This window comes from Thermostichus sp. MS-CIW-34 (assembly GCF_054060435.1).
Genome location: NZ_JBSSDE010000037.1, coordinates 24,614 through 31,636 on the forward strand (window position 1 = coordinate 24,614; position 7,023 = coordinate 31,636).

Genomic DNA, 7,023 nt, shown 5'->3' on the forward strand with positions numbered 1-7,023 from the left:
GACCAGAACTGCTTTTGGGCATGGGTTGCAGCTTTTTCACACCACTCCGAGCCTAAGTTTAGCAATCCTCGCGGAAGTGCCCACTGCCGGCGTTGGGGAATGCCTGTGCTGCCAATTTCCCAGTCACAGGTATCGGGTTGCCCGAATAAGGCAAGGACTCCGTCCCCCTAACGCGAACAGCAAAACATTTCGTTTGGCTCACGTTCTTTGATTGCCGTCTTTACAGCTTCAGGGATCCCATCATCAATTCAACAAATCCAGCCACAGATAACCTCACATTGGCACGGACTTTGGCGTGATAGACAGGGTTGCAGGCTGATGTATAAAGCCTAGGGAGTTGCTGCAATTTTGGCAGCCTGCTCTACAGTGGGATAGAGACAACTGAGATACCACACACGAATGTTGGCCGAATGTTGGCAAGGATACCCACCTGGCTGCGGGGCGTGAGCTATGCCATCTATGGTTTTCTCTACCTGCCAATTCTGCTTATTGCGGTCTATTCCTTTAACCGCGCCCGCTTTGGGCTGGTATGGACGGGCTTTACCTTCGATTGGTACTTGGCTCTCTTTCGGAATGCCTCGATCTGGCAGGCCACGCAAAATACCCTCGTCCTGGCGTTGGTCAGCACGCTGGTCAGCACGCTGCTGGGATCCCTGCTGGGCTATGGGCTGTATCGCTATCGCTTCCCCGGTAAAAAGATCCTGCAGGGGCTGATGCTGTTGCCGGTGATCGTCCCCGATATTGTGATGGCCATCGCGCTGCTGCTGTTCTACCAGTTTGTGCGCTTTTACACGGGCCTCTTTGAGCTGGGCTTGGGGACGATGATCTTGGCCCACATTACGTTTCAGATTGCTTTTGTGGCTATTGTGGTGCGCAGCCGTCTCCAACTTTTGGATCCCGCCCTGGAAGAAGCAGCCTATGACCTCTATGCAAACACCTGGCAAAAGCTACGCTATGTCACCTTGCCCTTGGCCATGCCAGGGATCCAAGCTGCCGCTTTGCTGGCTTTTACCCTTTCGATAGATGATTTTGTCATCTCCTTTTTTACCAGTGGGCCGGAGAGCCTGACCTTGCCAATTTTGATCTACAGCACGGCGCGACGAGGAGTTACCCCGGAAATCAATGCCCTCTCCACCTTGATCATTCTGGTTACCTTGATCTTGGTCGTGGGCTTCCCCCTGCGGAGTGCTCCGCACCGCTGACGCGAACAGCCGCTCCCGCCTGGGATCCCGCTAGCCGTTCTCGACAGTTCCCCCTCTCCCCCTGAGAGAGGTTGGAGATGAGGGCCTAAGCCTAAGTGTTGAAGTAGCGGGCTGCCGGATGGTAAGCAACGATGGCAGTGGTGGACTGTTCCGGATCCAATTGATCGCTTTCGTCCATGGTGAGGCCAATGCGATCGGCCTGGAGCACCTGCAGCAGAACCCGTTGGTCGGCGATGTTGGGGCAGGCGGGATAGCCGAAGCTGTAGCGGGATCCCCGATAGCCCTGGTGCAGGATCTTGCGGATGTCGGGGCTATCTTCGTGGCCGAACCCCAGCTCCCGCCGGATGCGGGCATGGCACCATTCCGCCAGGGCTTCCGCCAGGGTCACAGCCAGGCCGTGGAAATACAGGTAGTCGGTGTACTGGCCTTCGGCAAACAGGCGCTGGGCATAGGCGGTGGCTTCTGCCCCTACCGTGACCGCCTGCATGGGGAAAACATCCACCAATCCTGTGGAGCGAGCGGCGAAGAAGTCGGCGATACAGTAGCGGTGGCCGGTTTTTTGGCGGGGGAAGGTGAAGCGGGCCAATTCCCGCACCCCTAGAGAGAGTTGCGGGCGCTCCACCGTGGGCAGTTGGAAATAGGTGGTGGAGTCGGGCTCCAGGGCAAACAGCTCGGGGAAGCTGGCCGGGTCGAAGAGGATCAAAGTGTTCCCCTCTGCCTGGGCCGGGAAATAGCCGTAGACAATCTGGGGGTGCAGCAGATCTTCTGCCAGGATCCGCTCTTTCCAGCGCTCGATCACCGGCTCCACCTGGGTGGCGATAAACTCGGCAAACTCCTCCGCCGACTGGTCGCGGGGCTTGCGAATCTGCCACTGGCCGGCTACCAGGGCCTGCTTGTCGATGTAGAAGAAGACCTCTGGCCAGGGGATCTGATCCGAGGCGAGAAGTTTGGATCCCCAGAAAGGCGGGATGGGTCGCTCGGTCTCCAGGGCAACGGCTTCAGAGCGGCGGGTGTCTTGGGACTCGGAGAGGGTGAGGGCGGGAGCAGCTCCCACGGTGGTCTCCGCAGGGGGCAGGCTGGGATCCGTTTCCTCTGGAACCCAAGAAGCCTCTTTCTGGCCATTGGCAGAGGGGGATCCCTGCTCCAAGTCATCCAGAAAACCCAGCCGGTCGTCCCAGCATCCGGCAGCTTTGGCCTGCATCAGCCGATCCATAAAGTGGAGATCGACGAAGGCGTCGCGGCCATAGATCACCTGGCCTTTGTAGGTCTGGCGGCAGTCTTCTTCCACAAAGCGGCGGGTGAGGGCCGCCCCTCCTAGGATGACCGGCACGGTGATGCCCCGCTCGTTAAACACCTCCAAGTTCTCCTTCATAAAGGCGGTGGATTTTACCAACAGGCCGCTCATGGCAATGCAGTCGGCCTTGCTCTTTTCATAGGCTTCGATGATGTTCTCCACCGGCTGCTTGATGCCCAGGTTGATGACTTTGTAGCCGTTGTTGGTGAGGATGATGTCCACCAAGTTTTTGCCAATATCGTGGACATCCCCCTTGACGGTGGCAATCAAAAGAGTGCCTTTGCACACTTCCCCTCCCACCTTTTCCATGAAGGGCTCCAGGTATTTCACCGCCGCTTTCATGGTTTCTGCCGACTGCAGCACAAAGGGCAGTTGCATTTTGCCAGCGCCGAAGAGCTCCCCCACCTCCTTCATGCCGTCCAGCAAAAAGGTGTTGATGATCTCCAGGGGAGGATAGTTCTGCAGTGCCTCCGCCAGGGTCTCCTCCAGGCCAATCCGCTCGCCGTCGATGATGTGCCGCCGCAGGCGCTCCTCCAGGGGTAAATCTGCAAAAGATCCGCCAGAGCGCAGTTCCTTCCCGGAAACGCCCGCAAACAGCTCCGTCAGCCGCGCCAGGGGATCGTAGGTGCAAATGCCCGAGGACTCCGTCCCGCTAACGCGAACGGCGTTAAACTGCCGCCGATCCCAGATCAAATCCCGACACACCTGCTGCTGCTCTGCGGGGATCTTGTTCAGGGGCAGGATCTTGGCGGCGCTGACGATGGCGGCATCCAGGCCGGCCTCGCGGCACTCGTGCAAAAACACCGAGTTCAACACCACGCGGGCTGCCGGCGAGAGCCCAAAGGAGATGTTGGAAATGCCCAAGAGAATGTGGGTCTCCGGGAAAGCCTGGCGGATGCGGCGGATGGCCTCCAGGGTGGCTGCTCCGTTGGCCCGGTCTTCCTCGATGCCGGTGGAAATGGGCAAAGCCAGGGGGTCAAAGAAAATCTCGTAGGGCGGGATCCCGTACTCAACCGCCTGGCGATAGGCCCGCTCGGCAATCTGGAACTTCTTGTCGGCGGTGCGGGCCATGCCCTCTTCGTCGATGGTGCCGATGACCACCCCGGCGCCGTAGGTTTTGGCCAGCTCCAGCACCTTTAGGAAACGTTCTTCCCCATCCTCGTAGTTGGTGGAGTTGAGCAGACATTTGCCTCCCGCCACCTTGAGGCCCGCCTCCATCTTTTGCCAATCGGTGGAGTCCAGCATCAGGGGGATTTGGATTTGGGTGACCAGCCGCGAGACCAGCTCCCGCATATCCCGCACGCCATCCCGGCCCACGTAGTCCACATTCACGTCCAGGATGTGGGCTCCCTCCCGCACCTGCTCCCGCGCTAGGGCCACCAGGCCGTCCCAGTCTTCGGCATTAAGCAGCTCCCGCATCTTTTTGGAGCCGCTGGCATTCAGCCGCTCGCCGATGATCAAAAAAGAGTTCTCCTGCAGGTAGGGCTGAGGGGCATAAATCGAGGCAGCAGCCTGGATCCGTTCGATGCTACGACGTTTGGGCCGCAACCCCTGCACGGCTTCCACCAAGGCGGCAATGTGCTCGGGACGGGTGCCGCAACACCCTCCCACCACCGCTACCCCCAGATCCCGCACAAGATGCTCCAGGTGGAAGCGCAACTGCTCCGGGGTGAGCTTGTAGTGGGCTTTGCCGCCGATGTTTTCCGGCAGGCCAGCGTTGGGGATGCAGGAGATGGGGAAAGGAGAATGGCGGGACAGATAGCGGATGTGTTCGACCATCTTGTCTGGGCCAGTGGCACAGTTGAGGCCCAGCACATCGATGGGATAGGGCTCCAGGATGGCCAAAGCCGCCCCGATCTCCGTGCCCACCAGCATTGTCCCCTGCACCTCAAAGGTCAGGGACACCACCACCGGCAGGCGGATCCCGCGTCGGGCAAACTCCTGCTGCACGGCCACCAGGGCCGCCTTGGTCTGCAAAATGTCCTGGCAGGTCTCGATGATCAGCAGATCCGCCCCACCGTCAACTAGCCCCTGCACCTGCTCCTCGTAGGCAGCCCGCATCTCATCAAAGCTGATGTGCCCCAGGGTGGGCAGCTTGGTGGTGGGGCCAATGGAGCCGGCCACAAAACGGGGCTTTTCCGGCGTCGCAAACTCGGCTGCTACCCGCTTGGCCAGTCGCGCCGCCGCCACGTTCAGCTCGTAGGCTTTTTCCGGGATCCCATATTCGGCCAAAACAATGGAGGTAGCCCCAAAGGTATTGGTCTCAACAACGTCGGCCCCCACTTCCAGAAAGCCGCGGTGTACCCGCTCCACCGCCTCCGGCTTGGTCAGCACCAGCATCTCGTTGCAACCCTCCAGCTCCGGCCCACCAAAATCCGCTGCCGTCAGGTTCTGGGCCTGGAGGGAGGATCCCATCGCCCCATCAAAGACAATCACACGTTCCTGGAGATGCTGCAGGAAGGGATGGGTCATAGAAGTCAAAGTCAGGCAGGGTGTCATCGACCTAGAGTCTGATTTAAGTTAGCATCGAGCCATTTGCTCGGACTAGGCCGAAGGGTGGATCCCTGGCCAGGGCTTCCATTCTGGCCATTGTTGAGGCGAATTTAACATTTTCTTTGCCTGCCCCGTTGCTGTTTCCCCCAGGTCGGGCTAATTTAGGGAAGACGTTTTGGTGTGAACGGCTACAGTTGCTCGCAAGTGTTCCTCCCAGGGTCACTTGCCGCCTGCTGTAGAGCGATCTTCTCCTCGCGGGTTGGAGTGGTTGAGGTGCTGAATGTTCCGTCCCCTTGGTAAAGTGCCTCGCACTCCGTCGCAGGATTGGCGAAGAGAAAGATCCACCTTTCGCCACCTCGAGAGGTTCCGCCCACCAAGATGACGGGTCTTGCGCCAGTTCAGTTGAGCCCCATGAGCGATATCTGCTTCCAGATTGACCCGAGCAATCGGTTATCCAGAAGCGGGCAGGCTTGCCTAGGGCAACTCAGGCTTTGGCTTGCGGATATCGGCTCCCTCACTCTGGCGTTGTGGGATGCAGCAGAGCTGCAACTTGCTCCTCTCCCTTTGGCGTCTAAGCTCCCTTAGTCACCTTCATTTGTCTGTGATTAGGATCACGAGGAACTCAGCATGGCTCAAGCAAAGGAATTGGTGAAATCGGGTAAAACAGCTCTTCTCGAATCGGATCTGGAAAATCCACCTTCTGGCACCCTGGAGTTGGACACCGAGACAGATACCCTCGAGAGCGAACTGGATACCGGTGACACTGATGCTTTTGATGAGGATGACGACGACGAAGAGGCAGCAGAGGAGGATGGAGAGACTGCCGCCGCCGGTGCCAAAGGTCGCTCAAAGCGCAAGGCGGCCAGTAAGAAAAAGCCCTACACCGATGACTCTATCCGGGTCTATTTGCAGGAAATTGGGCGTATTCGGCTGCTGCGGGCCGATGAAGAAATCGAGTTGGCCCGAAAAATTGCCGATCTGCTGGAGCTAGAGCGCGCTCGCGAGGCCGTTTTTCAGCGCATGGGCCTCTGGTCAGACCCAGAAGAAGTGCCGGACACCCTCTGGGCAGAGGAGGTCAAGATGTCCTTGCCGGAGTTTCGGCGGCGGTTGCATCGGGGGCGGCGGGCCAAAGAAAAGATGGTGCAGTCTAATCTGCGTTTGGTGGTGTCCATCGCCAAAAAGTACATGAACCGGGGCCTGTCTTTTCAGGATTTGATTCAGGAGGGATCCCTGGGCCTGATCCGGGCAGCCGAGAAATTCGACCACGAGAAGGGCTACAAGTTCTCTACCTATGCGACGTGGTGGATTCGACAGGCCATCACCCGCGCCATTGCCGACCAATCCCGCACCATTCGCCTGCCTGTCCACCTCTACGAGACGATCTCCCGCATCAAAAAGGTAACCAAGTTGCTTTCCCAGGAATTGGGCCGCAAGCCCACCGAAGAGGAGATCGCCACCCGCATGGAGATCACCATCGAGAAGTTGCGCTTTATCGCCAAGTCGGCCCAGCTTCCCATCTCTTTGGAAACCCCCATCGGCAAGGAAGAGGATTCTCGGCTGGGAGACTTTATCGAGTCGGATGGGGAGACGCCGGAGGATCGGGTGGCCAAAGTCTTGCTCAGAGAAGATCTGGAAAGCGTTTTGGAAACCCTCACCGCCCGCGAACGGGATGTGTTGAAGTTGCGCTACGGCTTGGATGATGGCCGCATGAAAACGCTGGAGGAAATCGGCCAGATCTTTAATGTCACCCGTGAGCGAATCCGGCAGATCGAGGCTAAGGCTCTGCGCAAGTTGCGCCACCCCAACCGCAACAGCGTGTTGAAGGAATACATCCGCTAACTCTGCGGTCTGTTCCAGCTTCGATAGAGAGCCGGGGCAAGGGATCCAAGAGAGTTCCCGGCCCCTTAAGGCAGACTGAGTTGGAACTGCCAACCCGCGCGATGGAGCATGACTCTAGTCAATAATAAGCTCAACTATACTGAAAATAATGTATAATATGTTCAGTACGGATTACTACCAGTTGATCTTTCTGTT

At 58.3% G+C, this 7,023-nt stretch carries 3 protein-coding genes; 2 read left to right on the plus strand and 1 reads right to left on the minus strand.

From position 1 onward, the window contains the following. Positions 1 to 410 precede the first annotated feature (410 nt). Positions 411 to 1,202, plus strand: a complete 792-nt coding sequence (locus ACVWYY_RS11770; protein WP_457440643.1) for an ABC transporter permease — start codon at positions 411 to 413, stop codon at positions 1,200 to 1,202. 91 nt (positions 1,203 to 1,293) lie between these two features. Here ACVWYY_RS11770 and metH read toward each other — a convergent pair whose 3' ends face one another. Beyond that, entirely contained in the window at positions 1,294 to 4,968 is a 3,675-nt protein-coding gene (gene metH / locus ACVWYY_RS11775; RefSeq protein WP_457440645.1) for a methionine synthase, read from the minus strand. A 648-nt stretch (positions 4,969 to 5,616) separates the two neighbouring features. On the opposite strand from metH, the gene rpoD reads away from it, so the two are divergent. Next, complete coding sequence (gene rpoD, locus ACVWYY_RS11780) at positions 5,617 to 6,828, plus strand: RNA polymerase sigma factor RpoD (protein ID WP_011433786.1); 1,212 nt, start codon at positions 5,617 to 5,619, stop codon at positions 6,826 to 6,828. Positions 6,829 to 7,023: the final 195 nt, after the last annotated feature.

What these genes read in the sequence shown, in the direction of transcription:
- rpoD (WP_011433786.1), top strand. Translation starts at nt 5,617, where the DNA reads ATGGCTCAAGCAAAGGAATTGGTGAAATCGGGTAAAACAGCTCTTCTC.
- ACVWYY_RS11770 (WP_457440643.1), top strand. Translation starts at nt 411, where the DNA reads ATGTTGGCAAGGATACCCACCTGGCTGCGGGGCGTGAGCTATGCCATC.
- metH (WP_457440645.1), bottom strand. Translation starts at nt 4,968, where the DNA reads ATGACCCATCCCTTCCTGCAGCATCTCCAGGAACGTGTGATTGTCTTT.